This is a genomic window from Streptomyces hebeiensis (assembly GCF_052983195.1).
The window spans coordinates 7,311,487-7,334,762 of record NZ_CM129812.1; the positions used below are offsets into that span (position 1 = coordinate 7,311,487).

The window sequence follows — 23,276 nt, forward strand, 5'->3', positions numbered from 1 at the left end:
CCGGACCGACGTCCCGCCCTCGGTCCGGCCCGGCGCCGCACGGGCGTTCCGCTCCCGGCCCGTTGCCGTACGGAGCGCTCAGCGCGGTGCGTAGACGACGCCGAGCTTGTCGATCTCGTCGGTCGCGCGGCCGGTGAAGCCCACGATCCGCCACCCCGCCGGGGCCGTGTAGGTGACCGCGTCCGAGGTGGGCGTGCCGGACGACAGGGTGCGGCCCGCGTCGGTGGTGAACGCGGCGGAGAAGATCCGCGTCCGGCCGTCCTTCTGGCCGCGGGTCAGCCGGACGGATGTCAGATGCTCGTCCGCGGCCAGGGTGAGCGACGTGGCCGTGCCTCCCGTACCGCCGTGCCCGAGAACCGTGCCCCCGTCGAGCGTGAGCCGGACGGCGTCGAGCCGGGACCCGCCGCGCAGGGTGAGGGTCCGGGGGCCGGCGCCGAGGGCAGGACGTCACCGTCGTTGAACGCGGTGCCGTGCGGACCGCCGAAGGTGTCGGAGGCCCGCCGGTTCTCCGGCAGCGACCAGGAGAACCCGACGGCGTGCGGGTAGTGGTCGGACAGGTGCTTCCCGCCGGTGTCCAGGAAGCCTCGCCACTCGTTGGCGTAGCGGGTGGCCACGAGGTTCACCAGCGGGCCGCCGCGGTAGAGGACCTTGTCGACGACCTCGCAGGAGTCGGTCGGCGCCGCCGCGTCGCAGACCAGCGCGTCACTCCCGGCGGCCGGGGCCGAACCGCCCCGTACCAGCCGCACCCACGCGTCGGTCGGACCGTTCTCGGTCAGAAGCGTGCGGATGTTGTCGCCGGTGCGGGTGTAGCGGGTGTTCGTGTCGCCCATGACGACGACCGCGTTGCCGGTGCTGTACGCCTGGATGAAGTCGGAGAGCTGTTCGATGTTGGCGCGGCGGGCGGCGAGCGCGGCGTCCGTGGTGTCTGCGTTGGTGTGGACGTTGTACAGGTCCACGAAGACACCCTCGGTCCGCGCGGCGAGTGGCGCGGCGGACGCGGTGGCCGGTCCCGTGCCGACGGTGGCGAGAGAGGTGAGCGCGAGCACGCCGGCCGTCACGGCGGCGAGGACTCCGCGGAACGGGACGCGGGTCGGCGGGTGTGTCGGGCCGCGCATGGTGGGGGGTCACTCCTGGGGGATGGGTGCGGCGGGACCGACGGCCGCGGGGCGGGGGCCGGGGCATCGGACGAGGCCCGTGACGCCCTGCCCGTGCCGCGGTTCCGTCGCGAGGACACGCACGGCATGAGGCGCCCGTGCCGGGAGAGGTTCATCTGCGCTGCCGCACGCCAGTGCCCCTCCCGGCAACGTTTGCCCCGTCGCGGCGCCCGGTGCGGGGAGGGGCGCCGGGCCCCGGGGTTCGCGGTGGCGATCACCGCAGCCTGTTACGGACCGGGCACGATCGATAGGGTGGCCCGGGACGACGCAGCGGGAGGAGCAGGACGTGGCAGAGCGCACCACCACGCACAAGCCGCTTTCGGGGTGGGACAAGCCCGAACTCGATCTGAGCAACGCCGACTGGCGGTCGGGCAGCCGTGGCAGGGGGGACGTCCAGATCGCCTTCGTCGAGGGATTCATCGCGATGCGCAACAGCGGCAGGCCGGAGAGCCCCTCACTGATCTTCACCCCGGCGGAGTGGCGGGCCTTCGTGATCAACGCGCGCGACGGGGAGTTCGACCTCACCTGACCGAGCGCGCCCGCGTAGCCAGTCGGAACGTACGAGATGCCGGTGCGGTGTGGTGCGGTGCGGGCCTGGTCGTGGGCGGGCCCGGGCTCCGGCCGGTCGCGACGGCCCCGGCCGGCCCCGGCGTGCCGCCTCGTGCGCCGGGGCCGCTTCCGAAGCCGCTCGCCGGGGCGTTCCGGAACCGGGCTACAGCCACTGGATCTAACGTTTGATCGTGACGTTAGCATTAGCTCATGGCTGCCCGTGATCTCGTCCTCGACCTCGCCCTCACCATCCGTCACGACGGTCGGGGCGGAGTGACCGACGATCTCACCACGCCGGGGGAGCTCGCCCGGTGGGTCCTGGCCCACGCCGACCAGCTCGCCCCGGATCTCGACGCCGCGGTGTTCGCCGCGGGCGATGCCGAACTCGCGGACGTGCGGGAGCTGCGCGCCGCGATCCGGGCGCTGTTCGCCCGAGCCGTACGGCCCGAGCCGCCGAGCCCCGCCGACGCCCGGCGGCTGATGCCGTCCGTCGAGGCGCTGCGACGGGTCAACGCGGCGGCCGCCGCCGTGCCCACCGTGCCGCGGCTCGACTGGCCGGAGGGGGCCGCTCCCGCCGCGGACAGCGGCCCGGCCCGGTCCGTCGGGGAGCGCGCGGCCCTGTCCGCCGCGCTGGCCCGCGCCGCCATCGCCTTCCTCGCCGGGCCCGACCGGGACAAGCTGCGCGCCTGCCACGCACCGCGCTGCGTGCGGTACTTCCTCAAGGAACACCCGCGGCAGGAGTGGTGCCGTCCTGCCTGCGGCAACCGTGCCCGCGTCGCCCGCCACCACGAGCGCCACCGCGTGCCGGACCGGGCGCAGGCGTGACCCGGGCCGCGGCGGAGCGGGCGTACCGGACCGCGTGCGGGGGGACCGGGTGCGGCCGACCGGGCGCGGGCGTGCCGAACCGGGCGTACCGGCCGCGCCGGACTGGGGGTGAGCGGTCCGTGCGGCATGCCGTCCGCCATGTCGCGACCTGGTGCCGCGTCGGCCCAGGCCTGCCCGGTGGCGGGGTGTCCTGGTGCGGTCGGCCGCAAGGCGCCGAATCGGCCTCGTAGTGGGCCTGCCCGGTCGGGTCGGCAACGCCGCGGATGGCCGTGCCAGGGCGGCGAGCGGGGCGAACCCCGGCTGACGCGGCACCGGCCTTCACCCGGCTCCGGACAGGTGACGAGAACCCGTACCATGGTGGGATGTCCTTCCTCCGCCGCCGCAGCGCCGCCACACCCGCGGGTCCGGACTTCGACGTCCTGGCCATGGACCCGGGGGACTGGCCCGGAAACCTGGGCGCCGGTCTGCTGCCCGCCCCCGACGGCAGCTGCCAGGGCGTCTTCCTCCGCTACGACCTCTTCGGCGGGCGCGGCCCCGCGATGATCATCGGCAACCTGCCCGAGGGCTCCCCGGCCCGCGAGCCGGCGGACGGACAGGTCCCGTTCGAGGTCGCCCAGCTGCTGCTGGCGCTGGAGAACGACGAGCCCGTCGAGGTGGTGGACACCGAGGACATCCCTGTCATGCAGGGGGACAACCTGCTGATCGTGCGCCGCGTCAAGCTCTCCGAAAGCCGCATTTCCTGCGTGCAGTTCGACCGCAGTGACCATGTGCTCGTCACGATCGCCAGCTGGGACCGGCCGATCACCGACGACCTCTACGCCCTGCTGAAGCCACTCCCGGCGGAACTGTTCCAGCAGGGCTGAGGCTCCGGCGCGGCTTCCGGGCCCGCCCTCCACCGATCCGCCTCCGCACCGCTGCCGCGGGGGCGGATCTGTCATGTCTCGTGCATGTCTCTTGCCGATTCAGTCATCCGACTTTTACCGTGACTGGTCATGACCTCTGGGATCCGCCGCAGAACCACCATCGCTTCTGCTCTCGGGGCAGCCGGTGCCCTGGTCGGCGGTGTGCCGGTGCCGCCCTCGGCCGCAGCCGCCGACCCATCCGATGAATCAGCGCGTGAGTTCTCCCTCGAGTTGCCGCTTGAGCCGACGCCCGGACCCATGCTCTGGTACCGGGCGCCCGCCTCCGACTGGGAGCGCGAGTCGCTGCCCGTCGGCAACGGCGCGCTCGGCGCGAGCGTCCTCGGCACGCTGCGGGACGAGCGGCTCGTTGTCACGGAGAAGACCCTGTGGACCGGTGGTCCGGGGGCGGCCGACGGCTATGACCACGGCGACTGGACCGAGCCCCGCCCCGGCGCCCTCGATGCCGTCCGGGAACGCCTCGACGCGGCGGGCCGTATCTCTCCGGAAGAGGCAGCCGCCCGGCTGGGCCAGGCCAAGCGCGGCTACGGCGCCCATCAGGTTCTCGGTGAGCTGGAGATCGCCGTGCCCGGGGCGCCGACGGTTCCCGACGCCTCCTACCGCCGTGCGCTCGACCTCGGCTCCGCCGTCGCGTCCGTCACGTACACCCACCAGGACACCACGTACACCAGGGAGTTCTTCGCCTCCTTCCCCGCCCGGGTGATCGTCGGACGGTTCCGGGCCGACCGGCCGGGACAGGTGGGCTTCACCCTCCGGTACACCTCGCCGCGCGAGGACTTCACCGCCGCCGCACGCGGCGACCGCCTCACGGTGCGGGGTGCGCTGCGGGACAACGGGCTGCGCTTCGAGGCGGGGATACGGGTGCGCGCCGCAGGCGGCCGGGTCAGCGCGGGAGCCGACGGGACGCTCACCGTCACCGGGGCGGACAGCGCCTGGTTCGTCCTCGCCGCGGGCACCGACTACGCGGACACCTTCCCACGCTACCGGGGCGACGACCCCCACCGGCTGGTCACCCGTACGGCGGACACCGCCGTCGCCCGCCCGTACGAAGACCTGCGCGCCGAGCACGTCCGTGACCACCGCGCGCTCTTCGGCCGGGTCACGCTCGACCTCGGGGGCCGCCTGCCCGCACTGCCCACCGACGAACTCCTGGCGCGCTACGGCGACACCGGGGCGGAGGCCGGGACCGGCACCGCGGCGGGAGCTGCGACTGGCACCGGGGCGGGCACCGGATCCGCCGCCGACCGGGCGCTCGAAGCGCTGTACTTCCAGTACGGCCGCTACCTCCTCATCGCCTCCTCGCGCGCCGGCTCCCTGCCCGCGAACCTCCAGGGCGTGTGGAACAACAGCGTCAGCCCGCCCTGGTCCGCGGACTACCACGTCAACATCAACCTCCAGATGAACTACTGGCCGGCCGAGGTCACCAACCTGGCGGAGACCACCGTCCCCTACGACCGTTTCGTCGCCGCCCTGCGGGCCCCCGGCCGTCGTAGCGCACGGGCGCTGTTCGGCTCGCCGGGCTGGGTCGTGCACAACGAGACCAACCCCTACGGTTTCACCGGGGTGCACGACTACCCGACCGCCTTCTGGTTCCCGGAGGCCGCCGCCTGGCTCACCCAGCAGCTCTACGAGCACTACCGATTCAGCGGTTCCCTCGGCTACCTGCGCTCCACCGCCTATCCGGTGATGAAGGAGGCGGCCGAATTCTGGCTCGACGCCCTGCGTCCGGACCCGCGCGACGGAACGCTCGTCGCCACCCCCAGCTACTCACCGGAGCACGGCGACGTCACGGCGGGCGCCGCCATGTCCCAGCAGATCATCCACGACCTGCTCACCAACACGCTGGAGGCCGCCAGGACGCTGGGGGACACCGCAGCCTTCCGCGACCGTCTGGAGCGGACACTCGCGGCGCTCGACCCCGGACTGCGGATCGGCTCCTGGGGACAGCTCCAGGAGTGGAAGGCCGACCTGGACAGCCCGACCGACGACCACCGCCACGTCTCCCACCTGTTCGCACTCCACCCCGGCCGCCAGATCGAGGCCGGCGGCCCCTGGGCCGAGGCGGCCAGGGTGTCCCTGACCGCGCGCGGTGACGGCGGGACAGGCTGGAGCAAGGCATGGAAGATCAATTTCTGGGCGCGGCTGAGGGACGGCGACCACGCGCACACCATGCTCGCCGAGCAGCTGCGGGGCTCCACCCTGGCCAACCTGTGGGACACGCATCCGCCGTTCCAGATCGACGGCAACTTCGGCGCCACGGCGGGCATCGCGGAGATGCTCGTCCAGAGCCACCACGGCCCGATCGAGGTCCTGCCCGCCCTGCCGGCCACCTGGCCCGAGGGCCGGGTGACGGGGCTGCGGGCGCGCGGCGGGGCGACCCTCGACATCGACTGGTCCGGGGGCACGGCCCGCCGGATCGTCCTGCGCGCGCACCGGGCGGCGGTGGTCACGCTGCGCAGTACGTTGCTGCCCGGCGGTGAGCACACCTTCCGTACCGTCGCGGGACGCCGTTACGTGTTCACCGGGGACTGAGTGGACGCGCCGTGCCCGCCGCCGGGGGTCCGGGAGCGGTGGGAGCGGCCGAGTTCCGGGCCGAGCCCGAAGTAGTGGCGGAAGTTGTAGATGAGGGGGCTCCAGGCGGCGGGGTCGATGTGGTCGGTGCCCGGGACGACGACGCGCGGATCGGCGTGGACCTTGTGCACGAGGGTCTCGACGATGACGAACTCCCCGGAGACGTCCGGCCGCACCCGCTCGGCGCGGGCCTCCAGCTGGATCGGGCATTCGGCGACGCGGGGCGGCCGGACCAGGTGGGACGGTTCGGCCGCCAGTCCCGCCGCGGCGAACTTGTCCGGCTCGAAGCGGCAGCCCTCGGCCTTGGTCGCGGGCACGGGATTCCGGCCGGTCAGCGGCGCCAGCCTCTCCACCGCCGCCCACTGGGCGGGGGCCGGCAGGCTGATGACCAGGTCGGGCCGGCTGCCGAGGTTGTACGCGGTCTGCCCCTCGCGGCCCAGACCGATCACGACCGTCTGTCCGAGCGCCCACGCGGAGGACATCGGGGCGAGGTTGAACGAGCCGTCCTCGTTCTCCGTCGACAGGAGCACCACGGGCGTCCCGAAGTACAGGATGCTCGGCTCGATCGGCAGATGGGTGGCGGCGGACTTCGCGGACGAGGCGCTGGGAGGTGCTGTGTGCATGAGCGGCAGCCTAGGATCCGGTCGTTTCGGCGGGGGCCGAAGTGTCACGAGTGACGAGGGACCCGGTGGACCCGTGGACCCCGTGGCCCACACGGGCGCCCGGCCCACACGGGGCCGACGCGCTTTCGCCCCGGGGCCCTGCCTGTCGAGTTCCGTCCCCTCGTGTCCTGGCGGCCCTGCCGCGCCGAAGCGGCGTCCCGCTGCGGAACCGGGCGGTATCGAGCAAAATGGGCATGTGCCCGCCAGGCCCGCACCGGTCCTCCTCCGTCCGCCGCCGGCCTCCACCGAGCGAAGGGACAGCATGGACAGCAACGTTCTGACGCCCGAGGTCCTGCGCGAGCTGCGTGCCCCGCGCCCGTACCCGGCGGTTTCCCTGACCATGCCCACGCACCGGCGCGACCCGCGGGGCGAACGCGACGCGGTCCAATTGCGCAACCTCCTCGCCGAGGCCGAGCACCGGCTCGAGTCCGACCCGAAGGTGGACCGGCGCACCCGGGCCGCCGTCCAGATCCAGCTCGGCCGTGCGGTCGCGGGCGTCGAGGCACGCCTCCTGCTCGACGGACTGCTGATCCACGCGGATGCCGACGAGCACCGCGTCTGGTACCTCCCGCGCGAGGTCCCCACCCGGGTCGTGTTCTCCGATTCCTACCTCACCCGCAACCTGGTCGCGGCCTTCGCCCAGTCCCGGCCGTACTGGGCCCTGGGGGTCGCCGCCGACCGGGCCACGCTGTGGAGCGGCATGGGCGAGTCGCTCCAGGAGCACCGGGGCGACGGCTTCCCCATGACCGCGCCGACGGAGACCTGGGACGTCGAGCGGGAGGAGCGCGTCGGCGACACACCGAGCACCTTCACCGACGAGGAGACCCGCCGGTTCCTGCGGTCCGTGGACGACGCGGTGCGCGCGGTACTCGCGCGCAGGCCCCGGCCGTTGCACCTGGTCGGCCTCCCGCCCGCGCTCGCGTTGCTGGCGGAGGCGGGCAACGCCGTCTCGCAGGCGGCGGCCGGGCGACTGGCCAAGGGCGGCCTCGTGGACGGTCCCGCCCCGGTCCTGCGCAGGGAGCTGCGACCGGTGGTCGAGGACCACGCCCGGCGGCAGCGGCGCGAGGTGCTGGACCGGCTCGGCGACGCCAAGAGCCGGCGCACCTTCGCCGCCGGGCTCGACGAGGTGTGGGAGTCGGTGCGGGAGAAACGGGCCGACCTGGTCGCGCTCGAAGAGCACTACCGTCGGACGGTACGGGTCTGCGACGGCCACCTGGTGCCGGTGAACGACGAGACCGCGACGCGGCCGGACGTACGGGACGACATCGTCGACGAACTGGTCGAGACCGCGCTGGACGGCAGCGCGGAGGTGGTGTTCCTGCCGGACAGCACGCTCGCCGAGCACGAGCACGTCGCCGCGGTCCTGCGCTACTGACGACCGCCCGCTGACCGACCCGGCCGACGCGTCACGACCCGCGGGTGCCCCGGACCTTGGCCGTCGGGCCGGCCCGCGGGCCCCGCCGGGAGTCGTCGGGTCCCCCGTGCCCGGCGACACCCGGCCCCCGCGAGGGCCGCCGTTCTCTCAGCGGCCCGCCGACCGCACCTCCACGTCGGCGGCCTTCACATAGGCGATCCGGTGCCCGAACTGGATCTCGTAGTAGAGCTCCTCGCCCCGCACCACCCGGTGCCGCGCGATGTCGAAGGTCGGCGCGTACAGGTACTCGCCCGGCCCCCGGTCACCGACCACGTACCGCTGCCCGGCGAGCAGCTTGTAGGGGAGGGGCGAGACCGTCTGCACCGGTACGTCCGGCGGGTACGCGGCCGCCTCCGGGTACGCGCGCCCGTACACCGGCACCTCCGCGAGCCCCGCCTTCGGCGTCAGCACCCGCGCCCGCGAGGCCACCGCCGTGGGAGCCGAGCGCGGATCGTGGAACCACGCCTTCTGCCCCAGGTACCAGATCGCCGTCCAGTCGTCTCGACGGCCGGCGACCGCGTAGCTCTGACCGGTCGAGGCACGCGCCCCCAGGTCGTTGACGTCGGCCGTGGAATCCCCGCCGCCGGGCCGCAGGCCGATGTCCTTCACCAGCGGCGCGCTCTCGTCCGGCGCGGTGTGCAGCCGTACCGCTCCCGAGCCGTGCGGAGCACACGCCTGGCCCGCCTTCTCGCAGCCCGTGTACGGAGGCTTGTGCGCCGGGTAGTCGGGCCGGATCGTCACCACCGCCGGGGCCGCCTTCCGGGGCCCCGCGTGCCCGGGTGCCTCGAACGGCTTGCCGAGCAGCTCGAAGTAGTGCGCCCAGTCCCAGTACGGGCCCGGGTCGGTGTGCATCCCGGGGATCGACGCGGCGGTCGTGCCCGGCACATTGTCGTGGCCGATGATGTGGCGCCGGTCGAGCGGGATGCCGTACCGCTGCGCCAGGTACCTCACCAGCCGGGCGGAGGTGCGGTACATCGCCTCCGTGTACCAGGCGTCGGGCGCGGCGAGGAACCCCTCGTGTTCGAGCCCGATGGACTTGGAGTTGACGTACCAGTTCCCGGCGTGCCAGGCCACGTCCTGGCCGGCCACGTGCTGGGCGATGTGCCCGTCGGAGGAGCGCAGCGTGTAGTGCCACGACACATACGTCGGGTCCTTGATCAGCTTGAGGGTGGTGTCCCAGGAGCCCTCGGTGTCGTGGATGACGATGTAGCGGACGGACTGGGACGCCGGCCGGTCCGCCTTGTCGTGGTTGCCGTAGTCGCCGTCCCCGAATTCCTCGTACGGTGCCGGGACCCACTCGCAGGCGACGGTACGCGGGCACTCCGTCGAACCCGGACCCGAACCCGCGGTCCGGCGCAGGCCGAGCCGTGCGACCTCCGCGCGGTCCGGCGCGACGCCCGGCTCCGCGCGCAGCGCCACGCGCTGTCCGCTGTCCGTCGTCCGCCGCTCGCCCTTCCTGATCACCGCGTAGACATCGTCGGCGTAGGCCGTGGCGGTGGCGGCGTCGTCGGCTCCGGAGAACCGGGCGACCGCCGCGTACCAGTCGGCGGGATCCGGGCTCGGCGGCCGCTTCAGTTCACGCTGTGCCGAGGCCAGCAGCGCGGCGCCGCCCTCGATGTTCGCGGCGGGGTTCTCGCGCAACGCGCGGGCGGGCAGCCCGGTGAGTGCGGCCGCGCGGTCCAGGGTGCGCAGTCGTGCGGGAAATGTGTTCCCGGTGGGCGGAGCGGCGGCCCGGACGGCGCGTTTCCCGGCCTCTTCCCCGGTCTTCGGCGGCCGGGAGGTGTCACCGCGGGCGTCCTCCGTGCCGTCCGCGTGGTGCGGCGCCTCGGCGAGCGCGGTGCGCGCGTCGGTCAGATGCATCGGCCCGTAGCCGCCGCTGACGCTGGGGGCGCCAGGGTGGGCGTCCCAGCGGGACTGGAGATACGAGACACCGAGCAGCACGCTCGAAGGCACCCGATGGCGCTCGGCGGCGGCGGTGAACTCCTGTTGCAGTGTGCCGCTGTCCGGCCGCTCGGCGGTGGCCGAGGGCCCGGCCGAGACGAGAGGCAGCAGCAGGGCGACGGACGCCATGACACCGCCCGCGCCCAGCACACGTCTGCGGGAAGTTCTCGGGCGAGGAGAGGGGGAACCGTGCAATGCGGCCTCCGGTGACGAGTGCTGCGCGACGGACCTGCCGGGTCGGCTGGAGTACAGACGTACCGGGTCCCGGACGATCCGTCAATGAGGCGCCACAGGAAGGACTTCGCACGTCAACGCATCTGTGGGAGAGGTGAGGGGCGGCCGCTTAAGGGCGTTTCCGCCACGGCGGCGCGCGGGCCTGCGGGGCGTCGGAGGAGTGAACCAATGACCGGATACCGGTCACTCCGCCGTCGCCGTCGCCGTCGCCGTCGCCGTCGCCGTCATCCGTCGGCCTCCGGGTAGCGGGCCCGCGTCCCAGCCGTCAGCGGGTGCCGACCGCCGCCCGCACCGCTCGACGCGCCATCGCGCAGTCGTCGTGCAGCCGTCGCAGCAGCAGCCGCTGCTCCTCGCCCGCCGGCGGACCTGTCCGGGCCTGCACGGACGCCGGAGCCGCACCGGGAGCCGCCGTCTCCCGCAGCGCGCGCTGCACCGCCGTCTCGTACATCCGGATCTCCCGGGTCAACACCAGCATCAGATTGACCAGGAACGCGTCCCGGGCGGCCGGTCCCGGGTCCTGCGCGAGCCGGCTGATCCGCTTCCGCTCCGCGGGCGCGTCCCCCAACACCGCCCACAGCGTGGCCAGGTCGTAACCCGGCAGGTACCAGCCGGCGTGCTCCCAGTCGACGAGCACCGGGCCCGCCGGCGAGAGCAGGATGTTGGACAGCAGAGCGTCCCCGTGACAGAACTGGCTCATGCCCTGCTTGCCGATCGCGAGGCCGTGCAGCAGTTTCTGAAGGTCGCCCAGGTCCCGGTCCGTGAACAGGCCCAGCTCGTGGTAACGGGCGATCCTGGGCGCGTAGTCGAGGGGCGCGCCGAACATACCGGCCGGCGGGCGCCACGAATTGAGCCGGTGGACCGCGCCCACCGCCGTCCGGATGTCGGCGCGGGGCGGGGCCTCGGCCGGATGGCGGGCCAGGGCAGCGGCCCGCCCCGGCATCCGTTCGATCACGAGGACGCAGTTCTCCGGGTCCGCCGCGATCAGCCGGGGCGCCCGAACCGGCGGGCGGTGCCGGACGAAGGCGCGGTACGACGCTATTTCGTGCCGGAACCGCTCCGTCCACACCGGCGAGTGGTCCAGCAGACACTTGGCGACCGCGGTGGTGCGCCCCGCCGTCCCCACCAGCAGGACCGAGCGGCCGCTCCGGCGCAGCACCTGCGCCGGTTTGAACTCCGGACAGATCCGGTGCACCGAGGCGATCGCCATCCGCAACTGCGCGCCCTGGGGCCCCGACACGTCGATTCTCCCGCTGGGGGGTTGGGTGACAGCGCCCGCCCAACGCCGGTTCCGGCCTGCGTGGTGGGGGTCGAGATACGGACCGCTGCTCGGGGCGGCGGTGCGCGGCGACCGGGGCGGGGCGGACACGGAGGCCGATGCTGTGTACATGAGGCGAAACAGATCCCTTCGCGCGCCGACGAGTTGACGGCGTCACCCGGCCCGGCGGCCCCAGCACCCTGGGGAGTACGGTCCGGCTGCCGGGCCGGGGTGACGCGTTCCTACTCCACACCCGCGCGCGGGTGGCACACCATCTGGCGGACCCTGGCGAAACCCTGGCGAATAGTCGCCCGCCCCCTGACCGGGGGCTACTGTCGAGGCAGCCGAGAACCTGGGGGCTTGACGTGAGCGGAGAACCCAACACCCGTCTGTCGGATCTGTTCGGCCTGGCCGGCTGGTCCAAGGGCGAACTCGCGCGGCTGGTGAACCGGCAGGCGGCGGCCATGGGCCACCCTCAGCTGGCCACCGACACCTCGCGGGTGCGGCGTTGGATCGACATGGGGGAGACCCCGCGCGATCCGGTGCCGCGTGTGCTGGTGGCCCTGTTCACCGAGCGGCTCGGCCGTGTCGTGACCATCGAGGACCTCGGGTTCGTACGGAGCGGGCGCGCGGGGAGACGACGGGACGCCGGGAAGACCGACAACCCCGACGCCCTCCCGTGGGCTCCCGACCGCACGGCGGCGGTCCTCACCGAATTCACGGGAATGGACCTCATGCTCAACCGACGCGGCTTGGTGGGCGCGGGTGCAGCGCTCACCGCGGGATCAGCACTCACCACTGCCATGCACGACTGGCTGCACTCCGACCCCGTACTGTCCTCCGACGCCCCCCGGCTCGACGACCCCCTGCACGCCGAACTCGCCGGGTCCGACCGGTACGAGGCCGCCCCCATCGGCTCGCAGGAGATCGAGGCCCTCGAGCACTCCGTCGAGGTGTTCCGCGCCTGGGACGCCGCGCGGGGCGGCGGACTCCAGCGCAAGGCCGTGGTGGGCCAGCTCAACGAGGTGGGCGGCATGCTCGCCTACCGCCACCCCGACCATCTCCAGCGGCGCCTGTGGGGCGTCGCCGCCAACCTCGCCGTCCTGGCCGGCTGGATGTCCCACGACATCGGCCTGGAACCGACCGCCCAGAAGTACTTCATCATCGCCACGCACGCGGCACGCGAGGGCGGGGACCGACCGCGCGCGGGCGAGGCGCTGTCCAGAGCGGCCCGCCAGATGATCCACCTCGGCCGGCCCGACGAGGCGCTCGACCTGATGAAGCTGGCCGAGTCGGGCTCCGGCGACCAGACCCTGCCGCGTACCCGGGCCATGCTCCGCACGATCGAGGCATGGGCCGAGGCCTCCAGGGGACGCGGCCAGGCGATGCGCCGGGCCCTCGGGGAGGCGGAGGAACTGTTCGCCTCGGACAAGGGGGACGTGCCGCCGCCCTGCTGGATGCAGATGTTCGACGAGGCCGATCTGTACGGAATGGAGGCGCTGGCGTTCCGCACCCTCGCCGACCACGAACCCTCGGCGGCGGCGACGGCGCAGTGGCACGCCAGGAAGGCGCTGGAGCTGCGGGTCGGCGGCCGCCAGCGGTCCAAGATCTTCGACTACATCTCGATGGCGGCCGCCTGCTTCATCGCGGACGACCCCGAACAGGCCGACCGGTACGCGAGACTGGCGCTGGTGTCGATGGGGGAGACCTCCTCGCACCGCACTTGGCACCGGCTGCGCGAGATGTACCGGCTGACCGGCCGGTACGCGGCCCATGAAAAGATCCGGGACCTGCGCGAGGAGATCGAACAGGCCCTGCCGAGCGCCCCGGTGAGGAAGCCGGGGCTCACCGACGCCTGAGCGCGCGGGCGTCCGGAGCGGCGGTGCCGTTCCATCTCGGTCCTCGCGGGCGGTCGCGCTCGTGCTCGCCGCGCCGGGGCGTGACGACGGCATGCGGCAACGGTCGTCGACGGGTCCTGCCGGCTGTCCGGCCGTGACCGGCGGGCGCGGGGTCAGCCGCGGAGCCTGGCGACCATCACACTGGCGCCGTCCAGGCGTTCGGCTCCGGCGAACGCCCCGGCGACCACCGCCGCACCCTCCTGTGCCGTGGAGACCTCGGCCAGGTGGGACGCCAGCGCCAGCAGCCGGTCCCGGCCCGCCGCGTCACCCTCGCACGTGAGTCCGTCGGTGTGCAGCACGAGCAGGTCACCGGGGAGCAGCCGGATCTCGGCCTGCTCGTAGACGGCCCCCGAGGTCGCCCCCAGCAGCACGCCGTCCGCCGGGGTCAGCGCACACCCCGTCCCGTCGCGGAACAGCAGCGGGGCGGGGTGGCCCGCCTGCGCCCAGGAGAACGTGGCTGTCGGGGGGTGGAAGCGGGAACAGAGGACACCGCCCAGCACGGGCCGCTCCGCCCTGTCGATCAGCTGGCCGAGATGGCCGAGCAGGGCCCCCGGCTCGATGCCCGCCACCGCCATGCCCCGCAGCGCGCCCAGCAGCATCGCCATGGACGAGGCCGTGGCCACCCCCTGTCCGGTCAGTTCGCCGACGGTGAGCAGGGTGTCGCCGCCGGGCAGTTCGAGCGCGTCGTACCAGTCGCTTCCGACCGCCGTGGGGCAGGCCGCGGGCAGCTGGCGCGCGGCCAGGTCCAGCACGGCCGGGCCGCCGCGCGGAAGCTGCGCCGAACCCCGCCAGGAGGGCAGGACGGCCTCCTGTACCTCGGTCGCGATCCGGTGCTCGGTCCGGGCCAGCTGTTCCTCCTGCCGCAGCCGGTCGCGGGTCTCGCGCACCAGCCGCTCGCCCTGCCGCAGTTCGCTGATGTCCCGGAGCACCGCCCACATCGAGGCGGTGCAGCCCCCGGGGTCGAGGACCGGCTCGCCCCGCATGTGCACCGTACGGATCAGGCCGTCCGGCCTGACGACGCGGAACTCGCCGTCGATGGGTTTGCCGTCGATCAGACAGTCGGTGACGATCTGGGTGAGCAGCGGCTGGTCGTCGGGGTGGACCAGGGACGGGAGTTCGTCCAGGGTCAACGGCCCGCTCCCGGGCGGCCGTCCGAAGATCGCGTACAGCTCGTCCGACCAGCTCACCTCGTCCGTGAGCAGGTTCCACTCGGCGCTGCCGACCCGCCCGGGCGGCGCGGCACCGGGGGCCGCGGGACGCGGCCGGCCATGGGCGGGGGGAGCCGCCTGTGGTCCCCGCGCGTCGGCGACGGGTCCGGAGCCGACGCCGGTGCCGTCCGGGCGTCCGGCCTTCAGCTGGTCCAACTGTGCGCCCAGGTCGTCCAGTTGGTGCACCGCCAGATCGCAGAGCGCGCGCTGCCAGCGCCACAGCGCGTCGTCCTCGTCGGCCGCGGTGTCCCGGCGCACGGCGTCCACGTCACCCCGCAGGCGGCGGGTCTGCGTGATCAGCGCTTCGACCGTGTCCCGCTCGTGGGGACGCGGGGCGGGACGGTCCGCGAACAGGGGGGACGGCATCTCGAACTCCGATAGGGGCGCGGCACTGTCGTTGTCCGGGTGATGGACCGTTCCGACTGTTGCACAAGCACACGCGGGCCGTAAGGAGTTTGGCAACACTCGATCCGGTGGTGCTTGTGTCATATGCCACAGGCCGTGCGCCGTCAACCGCACCGGAATGACGAGTTCTGCCCCCTCGGGGTTCCGGTCGGAGGTTGGTGCGGCGTCACCAGATGGACTCGACCCACTCGGGGTGGTCGACGAACGGATTGCGGTTGTGCTGGTACTTCTCGAATATGATCTCGTTGCGGCGACGCTCGAAGGAGTCCGGCGGGTCCTCGTCGTTCCACCGCTTGAGTACGGACAGCTTGCCCATCGCCGGGCCGGAGCCGTTGTTGACCCGTTCGTTGGGCTCCAGGTCGGCGAAGGAGTCGCCGCCCTCGTACCGTACGGCCATGTAGAGGATCATCCGCGCGACATCGCCCTTCACCGCGTCCCGCGGCTCGAAGGAGTCGGAGTCCGTGAAGCTGCCGGGGGCGCCGGAGACCGGGCTGCCGCCGTTGTCGAAGTCCTTGTTGCCCCGGGCGGAGTTGACGCCGACGTCCTCGGGGCGCAGATGGTGCAGGTCGGTGCCCGGGCCGGTCGCCGTGCCGAAGTCGCCGTGGGACTTGGCCCAGACGTGCTCGCGGTTCCAGTCGCCCGTGTTGCCGCCGTTCGCGGACTTGGACCGGGACTGGCCCGAGTAGAGCAGGATGACGTTCGAGGCGTTGCCGGGGTCCTCGTCGGTGTCCTTGAGGGCGTTCCACACCTGCGAGTAGGAGAGTTTGGTCTGGTCCTTGACGATCGTGTGCAGAGCGGCCTTGAGCGCGCCGCCGGACTTGCCGAGCGCGCCCTCGTAGTACGTGTCGTCGTACGCGGCGTCGTCCGGCGCGGCCGCCACCGCCTCCGCGGTGCGCGTGTCGGAGGAGGGCGCCGCGGCCACGGTCGTGGCGAGCGTGGCGGCGGTGGCGCAGAGGGCGAGCAGCGCGCGGTGGGCGGGACGTCGGCGAACGGGCATGGCGGAAGCGGGTCCTCTCCGTGGGGACCGCCAGGGCGCGCGGTCGGGGGTGACGAGGCGGTCGGGGAGTGAGGAAACGGTTCAGCGGGAGCCTTCCACACGCGGCACGGCGCCGTGTGAACGAGATGTGTTGATCATGTGCAGGTCAATCGCGAATCGGCTCGCCGAAGTGGCGCCCGTTTGCTCACGTTTCGAGTCCGTCCGGGGTGTCTTGAGGGGCGCGGTCGGCCATCTTTGGTCCATACCAGCTCCTTGACGGTCGCCCCCGCCCTGTCTTAAATCGAGGCACCCGAACGACCGTCAAGCTGTGTGTCATGCGCATGCCCCCCCACTGAAGTGATGTGATGACCCGTGCGAACGTCCCTGGTGTCCCTCGGCCGAAGAATGGCCCTGTGCGCCCTCGCCCTGGTGTGCTGTTCCGGCGCGGTGGCCGCGCCGGCCGTGGCGGCGCCCGGCCCCGAGGCGCGGAGCGCCGCGGCGCCGGCCGCCGCCGCGATCACGTTCTCCGACGACTTCGACGGCCCGGCCGGGGCCGCCGTCGACGGGGGCAAGTGGCAGATCGAGACCGGCGACAACGTCAACAACCACGAGCGGCAGTACTACACGGCGGGCAACAGCAACGCCGCTCTCGACGGCCGGGGCAACCTGGTCATCACCGCGCGCAAGGAGAACCCCGGCAACTACCAGTGCTGGTACGGCCGGTGCGAGTACACCTCCGCGCGGCTCAACACCTCCGGCAAGTTCACCTCGACCTACGGTCATGTCGAGGCCCGGATGAAGGTTCCGCGCGGTCAGGGCATGTGGCCCGCGTTCTGGATGCTCGGCAGCGACATCGGCCAGGTCGGCTGGCCGAACAGCGGCGAGATCGACATCATGGAGAACGTCGGCTTCGAACCCGGCACCGTTCACGGGACCATCCACGGCCCCGGCTACTCCGGCTCGGGCGGCATCGGCGCCGGCTACACGCTGCCCGGCGGCCAGGCGTTCGCCGACGCCTTCCACACCTTCGCGATCGACTGGTCGCCCGAGGCCATCACCTGGTCCGTCGACGGCAATGTCTACCAGCGGCGCACCCCGGCCGATCTCGGCGGCCGCGGCTGGGTGTTCAACAAGCCCTTCTTCCTCATCCTGAACCTCGCCGTCGGCGGCTACTGGCCCGGCGACCCCGACGGCAGCACCAGCTTCCCGAACCAACTCGTCGTCGACTACGTGCGCGTCAGCACGCTCGACGGCGGCACCGGCGGCAGGACCGGCACCATCACCGGAATCGGCGGCAAGTGCGTGGACGTCGCGGGCGCCGGCACCGCCAACGGCACGCCCATCCAGCTCCACGACTGCAACGGCAACGCCGCCCAGCGGTGGACCGCGGCGTCCGACGGAACGCTCCGGGCGCTCGGGAAGTGCCTGGACGTGCGGGACGGAGGCACCGGCGACGGCGCGCAGCTCCACCTGTGGGACTGTGTCGGAGCGGCCAGCCAGAGATGGGCGCTGCCAGCGGCCCGCGACATCGTGAACATCAAGGCCGACAAGTGCGTGGACGCGACCGGGAACAGCTCCGCGGACGGCACCCGGCTGCAGATCTGGACCTGCGCCGGTACGCCGAACCAGAAGTGGACGTTCAACGGCTGACGACGCCGTCGGCACGGGGCCGCGGGCCTTTCCGCGCCCCGGGTGTCCTCCGTGTCCCCTCCCGCCCCGCCCTCGCCGCTTCCGCCTCCCGGTGGGCGAGGGCGCGCGGCGGGAGGCGTGCCGGGCAGGGGCCTCTCTCGAAGACGGACCTAACGCCGGGCTTCGCGCTCCGGCTCCGCCTCCAGGAAGCGCCGGCGGCGCGGGCCCCGGTAGAGCAACGCCTCCCAGCCCAGCGGCGCCAGCGCCGCCGCGCACTCGCCGAGGGCCCGCTCCTCGTCGGCCGCGGCGCCGCCGCCCGGCGGGCCGAGCCACTCCACCCGTACGCTCGCGGGCCGTTCACCGGCGCTCACGCGGTACCCCGTGGCGGTCCGCCGCCCCTCGGCGTCCACCGCCGAGGGCACCAGGCCCGCCGCCTCCAGCACGAGCGCGACGGCCCGCACCGGCCGCTGCCGCTCCCACGGCGCCGGAACGGACGCCGGGTCACCGGCGCCGGTGTGGGTCAGCCGGCGGATCTGCACCAGGCCCTCGAACGCGACACGCACCTCCGCCGCCCGTTCCCCGGGCGTCCGGCCGGGCACCGGACCGTCCCCGGTGGCCGCCTCGAAGCCGCCCCGGTGCCCGGTTCCCCCGCCGTCCGCCATGCCGTCTCCCCGCCCGCCTTCCGCCGCCGGCCGCCCCGGCGCCGCGCGCCCTGTCGCCCGGCCGCGCGCCCCCAAGTCTGCCGCAGGGGTCGGACAGGGCGGGGCCGCGCGAGCCGGCCGGTCAGGCCGGGAGCACCCAGATCGGGTTGGAGTAGAACCACAGGTCCTGCCACGGGTCGGCGTCGCCCCTGACGTCGCCCGCGGGACCCGCCGGGTCCACCGCCGCGCCCCGCAGGCCGACCGCCGTGCGCTTGCCGTCCGTGCCGCGCAGCCGTACGTACTGGGGCTCCGCTATCCGGCCCAGCCGGTACGTCAGCCGCACGGTGCCCGTGGACTTGCCGACCTCGAAGGACGTGGCGACCTTGGCCGTCGGCGCGGTGAAGGTGTCCCGGTCCGCGACCGGGCCGGTCACCTGGCCCCGGATCACGTCGACCCGGGCCAGCGTGGGGACGAACTGCGCCCAGTTGGGGCCGTTCGCCAGCGCGATCTCGATGCTCAGCTCGACGTCCGTACCTCGCTTGACGTGCAGGGCGCCACCCAGGGTCGCCCAGCGTCCGCCGCCCTTGAGGCGGGCGTCCAGGCCGCTGATCAGACCGCCGTGGTCGACCCAGATCCGGCCCGCGCGCATGCCGTCCATGACGGCCGCGTACGAGAACCGCGCGGCGCCCACGTGCGTACGGCTGTAGTGGCCCGGCCAGTAGTCGTTCTGCGTGAGGTCGAGGCCGCTGCCGTAGACGGGGTCGGCATGCTTGCCGTGGCCCGCGAAGTCGTCGTCCTGCCCGCGCACGGACGGCTCGGCGTAGACCTGGTGCGAGTCGGAGTTGGCGGTGATCCACCAGGGCTTGCCCTCGGCCAGGAGGCTGTCCCACAGGCCGCCGACGGTCGCGGTCATCCAGTCGAAGCCGCCCCAGGTCCGGTAGCTCTCGGCGGGGTAACCGGGGAAGGAGTTGGCGCCGGGGCCGTTCCCGTACAGACCGCGCACCCCGCCCGGGCCCTTCGGACTCGGCAGGCCGGCCGCCTGGTGGCCCGGCGCGCCCTCCATGCCGACGGCGATCGGGTGGGCGGCCGAGGTGGCGTCGCGCCAGTCGCGGATCTCGTGGGGCGAGTCGATGCCCTGCCGGGCCGGGTGGTTGGCGAGCATCAGGGCGTCGTCGACCTTGCGGCGGCGGACCTGCTCCGCGAGGAAGCGCAGGCCCGAGACGGCCAGTGCCTCGTTGACGGAAGGGGACGGGCTCGGGTGCAGGCTGCCGTCGTAGTCGGTCTCGAACCGCTTCAGCACCTCCACCTCGTCGCGGCCGGGGTGTACGAACACGGTGGCGTGCTCGGCGCCCGGGATGTTCCACTCCAGGCCCTGGAAGACGAGCTGGTCCCGGTGGGCCGCGCGGGCGTCCTTGATGTCGGGGTTGACCTTGTCGACACCGATTCTGGCGTGGGTGGCGCTGCCGTGGTCGGTGATGACCATCCAGTCGAGACCGTGCCGGGCGCCCTGCCGCACCTGGTCGATGACGCGGTACTTGCCGTCACTGCTGTACTGCGTGTGGATGTGGTGGTCGCCGGCCAGCCAGAGGAAACCGTTGCCGCTGCCGCCGTGTCCGCCGCCCCGGGTCCGGGCGTCGGAGCCCTGGGGGCCGTTCGTGGCGTTCGGCAGCGCGGCGGCCGGGGTCGTGCCGCCGAGGACGCCCGCGCCGGCGAGACCGGCGCCGAGCAGACCGGCCCGGCGCAGCATCGAGCGGCGGGACAGCTGAGAGGGTGACAGTTCGCTGTCCGGCACGTCGACGTCGAGCGCCGGGGGCAGCGGCCCTTCAGCGGACGGCGTGCCGTGCGAGTGGTCGTGCTGGTGGTCGTGCGGGTGGTGATGGCCGTGGCCCATGCCTGCTCCTCGCCGATGCCTGTGGTGACAGCGGGACACATGCTGGGGCGAGCGGGTGACGGTGCGGTGACGGGCCGCCGTACGGCTCGTGTGCGCTGCGGTACCGACGCACGCCGAGTGGCCCGTACGCCGGGGGCCGGTCGCGGTGTCGGCGTGCGGTGTCGGTGTCACCGGACGCACGGTGTCGCCCCGGCGCGCCGTGCCGGCGGGCCCCGCGGTGCGAGCGCGCGGGCACGGCGCCGCCCACCCGGCCGGGCCTCGGGCGAACGGCTTTTCGGCACCGGCACGGCGTGGCGCCCCCGGCTGTGGGTGCCCCTCCCGTAAACGTCTGGGGGACGGAACGGATCGCACACGGAGCGGAAAGGTCGGGGTCCCGACGTGAACTACGAACGCAGCATGCGCCTCGCCGAGGTGGCCGCACGCACCGACCTCCCGCTGCGCACCATCCGGCAGTACGAGGAGACCGGGCTCGTCGCCCCCTCCGCACGCTCCCAGGGCGGATTCCGCCTCTACACCGAGTCGGACGTGGCCCGGCTCCTGCTGATCCGGCGCATGCTGCCGCTCGGGTTCACCCCGGAGGCGATGCGCGAACTGCTCGCCGCGACCGAACGGCTCGAGGGCCGTCGGCCGGTGCCCGCGGCCGAACGCGCCGAGGCGCTGGCCCGCGTCGGCGCGTTCGAACAGGCGATGGCGGACCGGATCGCGGACCTGCGGGACCAGCTGCGGCGTACCGAGGAGTTCACCGCCACACTGCGCGAGCTGGTCGCGCGGGGCCGCGGCTGACGACCCCGTTCGCGGGTACGCGGACGACCGGACCCGTCCGCGTGTGAAGCGTCGGGCGCCCCTTCGCGTCGGGCCGCCCCTTCGTGCCGGGGGAGCCGCCCGTCGGGGCCGCCGTCCTCAGGAGGGGAACTCGTCCGCCGGTACCTCGGTCGTCGTGGCGTTGCCACCGACGGTCTTGGCCAGCGAGAAGGTCAGGACGGTGTACTGCGTGCCGCCGGTGACCGAGACGGTCCTGAACCCCGCCTCGTCGTCGAACTTCTGGAAGCTGCACTCCCGCGTGAAGGACTTCTTCGCCGCGTTCCAGTCCTCGCCCGAGGTGAAGTACACCGTGTACGAGCCGTCCTCGACCCGGCGCACCGTGGCACTCGTGCCCTTGCGGACGTACACGGTGAAGGCGGGCTTCTTCCCGCGCGTCAGCGACACCACGGCGTCCGACGAGGTGCCGTTGTCGATGGTGAGCCTGCCCAGGCCGCTCCGCCGGCTGTCCTTGACCATGGTCCCGTTGCCGAGCCTGCGGTGCTTCGGCTTCTCGGTGCGGGGGAGTGTGAGGTGGACGGGGTAGCCCAGTGTCTCGAGCCGGGCGCCGACGTCCCGCACGCTCGTCAGGCTCCCGGCCCCGCCCAGCTCGACGCGCGGTGAGGTGGCGCAGCGGCCGCGGTCGGCCCGCGCGTCGTCCAGGCTCCGGCTCAGGTCGCGCAGGGACGAGGCGAGGCCGGTGTTCTCGACCACCGCGTCATCGGGGGTCCGGGCCGTCTCCAGCGCGGTGGCGGCGTCCGTGGCCGCGGCGGAGGCCCGGCCGAGCGCCTCGTTCAGCGCGCCGCCCTCACGCGCCCGGTCCACCGCGCGCAGGGAGCTGTCGAGCGGGCTCAGCGCCGTGTCGAGCGCCTGCCGGTAGGCGGCGGGGTCGACAGTCGGCGTCGGGCTCGGCGAGGGCGAGGACGAGGCGGACGACGCGTCGCCCGTCCCGTCGCCCTCGGTACCCGCCGCGTCGCACGCCGCGAGGGACAGTACGAGCACCGCGGCGGCCCCCAGCGCGGTGACCTTCCCGGACGTACGCGCACACGCTCTTCTCACCCTGCTGCCCCCGATCCCCCGCCGACGCCAGGCTTTGCGTCGAATGCCCAGGGTTCTCCCTTGTGAAGAGACTGTCAAGGCTCCCCCGTCCAGTCGCTCACCCGTTCGGCTCGCGCTCTGCTGGCGGTGCCGGAGGCGCGGTCGTACGGTGAGAGGGCGACTGACTCGACAGGACCGGTGCGGTCGGACGGGCGGCGGCGACATGGCGAAGGACGAAGTGCCCATGACCGGGTTGATCTGCAGTCACCTGGCGGATGTCGAGCAGGTGACTCCGGACAGCCAGGACAGCTGCCCGGAGTGTGTGGCGCTGGGGGACACCTGGGTGCACCTGCGCGAGTGCCAGACCTGCGGGCACATCGGCTGCTGCGACTCGTCCAAGAACAAGCACGCGACGGCCCACTACGGGGCGACGGGGCACCCGCTCATCCGTTCCTACGAGCCCGGCGAGGGCTGGTGGTGGTGCTACGAGGACGAGGTCGTCTTCGAGGTCGAAGGGGTGCCCCCCGAGCGGCCCCGGTGACCGGGGCCGCCCGGCGGACGGCCGGGATCAGTAACCGGCGGCGGCGAGTGCCGCGTCGGCCCCTTCACGGCTGGAGTGCCACTGAGTGGTGACCGGGTCCCACACGCGCATGCCGTCGGGCTGCCCCAGCGCCGCCCCGGTGAACCGCGTGCCCCGGTGCGACGGGTCGGCCGCGACGGCGAGGTCGGCGACGTCGCGGGTCTCGTCGGCCTCCGGATGCACCGTACGGACCGCCGCGTAGGCGGTCGCCCCGGCGGCGAGCCGGTACGGCGCGCTCGACACCGGCGGTACGGGGCGCGCCGCCCCGTCCAGGTCTCCGAAAGTGATGGTGGGAACGCGGTCCACGGCGCAGGGGCGGACACCCGTGTTGGTGACGCGGATACGGAGCAGGTCCTCCCGGCCGGACAGCGACGCGGCCATCGACACAGAGCTCTCCCGGCAGGTGGGGACGGCCGACGGCGCGGCGCCGGCGCCCGTGGCGGCGAGGGCGCCCGGGGCGCCGGCCGTGGCCAGCAGTACGGCCAGGGCGGCCGCCGACGAGGCGGTGAGGGCGGGACGGATACGCGTGCGCATGGACGATTCCCCGTTTCGGTCGGTCGGTGAAGCGGTGGGTGAAGCGGTCGGCGACGTGGTCGGCGGCGCGCGTACGTGTCGCGTACGGCCGGCCGAGGCAGGCCCGTGCCACTCGCAGGGAAAGACACACGGAAGGACCTGGTGGTTGTACGG

Annotated in this window: 18 protein-coding genes and 1 pseudogene; 9 read left to right on the forward strand and 10 right to left on the reverse strand. The window is 73.5% G+C overall.

Annotated elements, in window-relative coordinates; all coding sequences use genetic code 11:
* Nucleotides 1-78 precede the first annotated feature (78 nt).
* Nucleotides 79-968: pseudogene (locus ACU6P3_RS31390) on the reverse strand (jacalin-like lectin); the annotation flags it as partial.
* Between the two features lie 472 nt (nucleotides 969-1,440).
* Here ACU6P3_RS31390 and ACU6P3_RS31395 point away from each other — a divergent pair.
* The 4 genes from ACU6P3_RS31395 to ACU6P3_RS31410 all read left to right on the forward strand — a co-directional run bounded on the left by ACU6P3_RS31395 (nucleotide 1,441) and on the right by ACU6P3_RS31410 (nucleotide 5,980).
* Nucleotides 1,441-1,683, forward strand: coding sequence for a DUF397 domain-containing protein (locus ACU6P3_RS31395; protein ID WP_030740187.1), 243 nt, complete (start codon nucleotides 1,441-1,443; stop codon nucleotides 1,681-1,683).
* A 230-nt stretch (nucleotides 1,684-1,913) separates the two neighbouring features.
* The gene (locus ACU6P3_RS31400; RefSeq protein ID WP_447195172.1) at nucleotides 1,914-2,528 is read left to right on the forward strand and encodes a CGNR zinc finger domain-containing protein; all 615 of its coding nucleotides are present in this window, start codon (nucleotides 1,914-1,916) and stop codon (nucleotides 2,526-2,528) included.
* Nucleotides 2,529-2,890: 362 nt separating this feature from the next.
* The gene (locus ACU6P3_RS31405; RefSeq protein WP_030740181.1) at nucleotides 2,891-3,391 is read left to right on the forward strand and encodes a hypothetical protein; all 501 of its coding nucleotides are present in this window, start codon (nucleotides 2,891-2,893) and stop codon (nucleotides 3,389-3,391) included.
* 297 nt (nucleotides 3,392-3,688) lie between these two features.
* A complete protein-coding gene (locus tag ACU6P3_RS31410) occupies nucleotides 3,689-5,980 on the forward strand; it encodes a glycoside hydrolase family 95 protein (RefSeq protein ID WP_447198145.1) in 2,292 nt (763 codons plus the stop codon).
* Here the strand turns inward: ACU6P3_RS31410 and ACU6P3_RS31415 are convergent.
* Nucleotides 5,959-6,642, reverse strand: coding sequence for a flavin reductase family protein (locus tag ACU6P3_RS31415; RefSeq protein WP_447195173.1), 684 nt, complete (start codon nucleotides 6,640-6,642; stop codon nucleotides 5,959-5,961). The two genes, ACU6P3_RS31410 and ACU6P3_RS31415, sit on opposite strands and share 22 nt — an antisense overlap.
* Before the next feature lie 301 nt (nucleotides 6,643-6,943).
* Between ACU6P3_RS31415 and ACU6P3_RS31420 the strand changes: the two genes are divergently transcribed.
* Nucleotides 6,944-8,056, forward strand: coding sequence for a baeRF3 domain-containing protein (locus ACU6P3_RS31420; protein ID WP_447195174.1), 1,113 nt, complete (start codon nucleotides 6,944-6,946; stop codon nucleotides 8,054-8,056).
* A gap of 147 nt (nucleotides 8,057-8,203) precedes the next feature.
* Here ACU6P3_RS31420 and ACU6P3_RS31425 read toward each other — a convergent pair whose 3' ends face one another.
* Nucleotides 8,204-10,165, reverse strand: a complete 1,962-nt coding sequence (locus ACU6P3_RS31425) for an N-acetylmuramoyl-L-alanine amidase (protein ID WP_447195175.1) — start codon at nucleotides 10,163-10,165, stop codon at nucleotides 8,204-8,206.
* Between the two features lie 370 nt (nucleotides 10,166-10,535).
* A complete protein-coding gene (locus tag ACU6P3_RS31430) occupies nucleotides 10,536-11,657 on the reverse strand; it encodes an aminoglycoside phosphotransferase family protein (protein WP_447195176.1) in 1,122 nt (373 codons plus the stop codon).
* 233 nt (nucleotides 11,658-11,890) lie between these two features.
* Here ACU6P3_RS31430 and ACU6P3_RS31435 point away from each other — a divergent pair, with 233 nt between their 5' ends.
* The gene (locus tag ACU6P3_RS31435; RefSeq protein ID WP_447195177.1) at nucleotides 11,891-13,384 is read left to right on the forward strand and encodes a DNA-binding protein NsdB; all 1,494 of its coding nucleotides are present in this window, start codon (nucleotides 11,891-11,893) and stop codon (nucleotides 13,382-13,384) included.
* Nucleotides 13,385-13,536: 152 nt separating this feature from the next.
* Here the strand turns inward: ACU6P3_RS31435 and ACU6P3_RS31440 are convergent, their stop codons facing one another.
* Together ACU6P3_RS31440 and ACU6P3_RS31445 are read right to left on the reverse strand one after the other, a co-directional pair.
* Nucleotides 13,537-14,997: a PP2C family protein-serine/threonine phosphatase gene (locus ACU6P3_RS31440; RefSeq protein ID WP_447195178.1), complete on the reverse strand. Its 1,461-nt coding sequence runs from the start codon at nucleotides 14,995-14,997 to the stop codon at nucleotides 13,537-13,539.
* A 205-nt stretch (nucleotides 14,998-15,202) separates the two neighbouring features.
* Nucleotides 15,203-16,033 carry an endonuclease I family protein gene (locus tag ACU6P3_RS31445; protein ID WP_447195179.1) on the reverse strand — a complete coding sequence of 277 codons (831 nt, stop codon included), beginning with the start codon at nucleotides 16,031-16,033 and terminating at the stop codon, nucleotides 15,203-15,205.
* 384 nt (nucleotides 16,034-16,417) lie between these two features.
* Here ACU6P3_RS31445 and ACU6P3_RS31450 point away from each other — a divergent pair, with 384 nt between their 5' ends.
* A complete protein-coding gene (locus ACU6P3_RS31450) occupies nucleotides 16,418-17,662 on the forward strand; it encodes a family 16 glycosylhydrolase (protein ID WP_447198146.1) in 1,245 nt (414 codons plus the stop codon).
* Between the two features lie 149 nt (nucleotides 17,663-17,811).
* Here ACU6P3_RS31450 and ACU6P3_RS31455 read toward each other — a convergent pair whose 3' ends face one another.
* Together ACU6P3_RS31455 and ACU6P3_RS31460 are read right to left on the reverse strand one after the other, a co-directional pair.
* The gene (locus ACU6P3_RS31455) at nucleotides 17,812-18,303 is read right to left on the reverse strand and encodes a hypothetical protein (RefSeq protein ID WP_447195180.1); all 492 of its coding nucleotides are present in this window, start codon (nucleotides 18,301-18,303) and stop codon (nucleotides 17,812-17,814) included.
* 121 nt (nucleotides 18,304-18,424) lie between these two features.
* A complete protein-coding gene (locus ACU6P3_RS31460; RefSeq protein WP_447195181.1) occupies nucleotides 18,425-20,173 on the reverse strand; it encodes a PHP domain-containing protein in 1,749 nt (582 codons plus the stop codon).
* Nucleotides 20,174-20,569: 396 nt separating this feature from the next.
* Between ACU6P3_RS31460 and ACU6P3_RS31465 the strand changes: the two genes are divergently transcribed.
* The gene (locus ACU6P3_RS31465) at nucleotides 20,570-20,956 is read left to right on the forward strand and encodes a MerR family transcriptional regulator (protein ID WP_030740152.1); all 387 of its coding nucleotides are present in this window, start codon (nucleotides 20,570-20,572) and stop codon (nucleotides 20,954-20,956) included.
* Between the two features lie 117 nt (nucleotides 20,957-21,073).
* On the opposite strand, the gene ACU6P3_RS31470 is transcribed toward ACU6P3_RS31465, so the two are convergent.
* Nucleotides 21,074-22,030, reverse strand: coding sequence for a hypothetical protein (locus ACU6P3_RS31470; protein ID WP_447195182.1), 957 nt, complete (start codon nucleotides 22,028-22,030; stop codon nucleotides 21,074-21,076).
* A 223-nt stretch (nucleotides 22,031-22,253) separates the two neighbouring features.
* Here ACU6P3_RS31470 and ACU6P3_RS31475 point away from each other — a divergent pair, with 223 nt between their 5' ends.
* Nucleotides 22,254-22,550 carry a UBP-type zinc finger domain-containing protein gene (locus ACU6P3_RS31475; RefSeq protein ID WP_447195183.1) on the forward strand — a complete coding sequence of 99 codons (297 nt, stop codon included), beginning with the start codon at nucleotides 22,254-22,256 and terminating at the stop codon, nucleotides 22,548-22,550.
* Between the two features lie 27 nt (nucleotides 22,551-22,577).
* Here ACU6P3_RS31475 and ACU6P3_RS31480 read toward each other — a convergent pair whose 3' ends face one another.
* Nucleotides 22,578-23,123 carry a DUF4232 domain-containing protein gene (locus ACU6P3_RS31480; protein ID WP_447195184.1) on the reverse strand — a complete coding sequence of 182 codons (546 nt, stop codon included), beginning with the start codon at nucleotides 23,121-23,123 and terminating at the stop codon, nucleotides 22,578-22,580.
* Nucleotides 23,124-23,276: the final 153 nt, after the last annotated feature.